This is a genomic window from Brucella sp. 22210, assembly GCF_052045675.1.
Classification (GTDB): domain Bacteria; phylum Pseudomonadota; class Alphaproteobacteria; order Rhizobiales; family Rhizobiaceae; genus Brucella.
The window spans coordinates 1-2,319 of record NZ_JBQEPD010000112.1 but is presented as its reverse complement, the minus strand read 5'-3'; the positions used below and the strand labels follow the sequence as shown (position 1 = coordinate 2,319).

The window sequence follows — 2,319 nt, the reverse complement described above, 5'->3', positions numbered from 1 at the left end:
GCAGGTTTATGTTCTGGACGGGCATGGAGCACCGGTTCCTGTGGGTGTTGCGGGAGAGCTCTATATCGGTGGTGCAGGTGTTGCGCGGGGCTATCTGAACCGTCCGGAGCTGACGGCGGAGCGGTTTGTGGCCGATCCCTTCAGTGGCGATGCGGGGGCGCGTCTTTACCGTACTGGCGACTTGGTGCGCTGGCTGCCGGATGGAACGCTGGCGTTCATCGGGCGCAACGATTTCCAGGTGAAGGTGCGTGGCTTCCGCATCGAGCTTGGCGAGATCGAGGCGCAGTTGTGCGCGCATGAAGGGGTGCGCGAGGCGGTTGTCGTGGCGCGCGGGGACGATGGGGGCGAGAAGCGGCTCGTGGCTTATTATACGGCCGCAGGCGCTGACGATAGCGAGAGCCCGATCGGGGCAACGGGCGCGGAGGCTCTGCGGGCGCACGTGGCGGCAGGCCTTCCCGACTACATGGTTCCGGCGGCGTTTGTGCGGCTTTCGGCGCTGCCGCTGACGGCGAACGGCAAGCTCGACCGGCAGGCACTGCCGGCACCGGAGGGGAAAGCCTTCGCGGCGCGCGCCTATGAGGCGCCCGTCGGGAAGACGGAGGAACGCCTGGCCGCGCTGTGGGCGGAACTGCTCGGTGTGGAGCGTGTTGGCCGGCACGACCACTTCTTCGCGCTTGGAGGCCATTCGCTGCTCGCCGTGCGGCTGATCGAGCGCATGCGCCGGGAGGGGTTTGCAGCCGACGTGCGGGCGCTGTTTGCCACGCCGACCCTGGCAGGGCTGGCGGCGGCGGTGGACGTGGGAAGCGGCGGCGAGATCCTGGTTCCGGCTAACCGGATCCCCGACGGCTGCGAAGCCATCACCGCGGACATGCTGCCCCTTGTGAACCTGACGCAGGAGGAGATCCATCGGATCGCGGTGGCGGTGCCCGGGGGCATGGGCAACATCCAGGACATCTATCCGCTGGCCCCACTGCAGGAAGGCCTCCTGTTCCATCACCTGATGCAGGAGGAGGGCGACCCCTATATCCTGCAGGGCCTGTTTGGCTTCGACAGCCGGATGCGACTGGACGGGTTCGTGGCGGCGCTTTATCGGGTGATCGAGCGGCACGACGTTCTGCGTACGGCGGTTCTGTGGGAGGGTTTGAACGAACCGGTGCAGGTTGTCCTGCGACGGGCGCGGCTGGTGGTGGAGGAGATTGCGCTCGAAACGGATGGCGGCGATGCCGCAGCGCAGCTTCGGGTGCGTTTTGACCCGCGCTATTACCGGCTGGACGTGCGTGCAGCACCGCTGCTGCGCGTTGTCATTGCCCATGATGCCGCGCAGGACCGCTGGCTGGGTCTAATGCTTTTGCACCACCTCATTGATGACAATACATCGCTAAGGTTCTTGGTCAATGAAGTCGCGGCCCTTTTGTCGGGTCATGCCGATACGCTGCCGGCGCCTGTGCCGTTCCGCAACTTCGTCGCCCAGGCGCGGCTCGGAGTGAGCCGGGAAGAGCATGAGGCCTTCTTCACGCAGCTTCTGGGGGATATGGACGAACCGACGCTGCCGTTCGGGCTGGCCGAGGTGCGTGGCGATGGCTCAGCCATTGCCGAAGCGTGGCGGACGGTTGACGCGGCGCTGTCGGAGCGTCTGCGGGATCGGGCGCGGGTGCTCGGAGTGAGCGTTGCCAGCCTGTTCCACGTGGCCTTCGGGCGGCTTCTTGGCCGCGTGTCCGGGCGCGAGGACGTGGTGTTCGGCTCTGTGCTGTTTGGGCGCATGCAGGGCGGTGCAGGGGCGGATCGGGCGCTCGGCCTGTTCATCAACACGCTGCCGGTGCGGCTGGAGGTTGAGACTGCGGGAGCCGAAGCGGCGGTGCGGCGGACGCATGCGCTTTTGGGCGACCTGATGCGGCATGAGCACGCGCCTCTGGCGCTGGCGCAGCGCTGCAGCGGGCTTAGCGGCGACGCGCCGCTGTTCAGTGGGCTTCTGAACTACCGGCATGGCGCAGTGGCGGTAGATGACGCAGTCACGGTTGTTGGGGCAGGTATCACGCTTTTGGAGGCCGAGGAGCGGACAAACTATCCGTTCTGCCTTTCGGTGGACGACTTGGGCGTGGGCTTTAGGCTGAATGTGCAGGTGGTCTCCGAGCTTGAGCCGGAGAGGATCTGCGCGCACATGCACCGGGCACTGGATCAACTGGTGGATGTGCTGGAGCGGGCGCCAGAACAGCCGCTTGCCGCACTCGACATCCTGCCGGACACCGAGCGCCACCGTTTGCTAGTGGAGTGGAACGCGACTGCGGCGGTCTATCCGGCGGACAAATGCGTGCATGAACT

1 protein-coding gene is annotated in these 2,319 nt (G+C 66.3%); it reads left to right on the top strand.

What is annotated here, in order from left to right; genetic code table 11:
* Positions 1-127 precede the first annotated feature (127 nt).
* The coding region (locus tag ACTJKP_RS26725; protein WP_440632811.1) for a condensation domain-containing protein at positions 128-2,319 on the top strand (2,192 nt) is incomplete at its 3' end.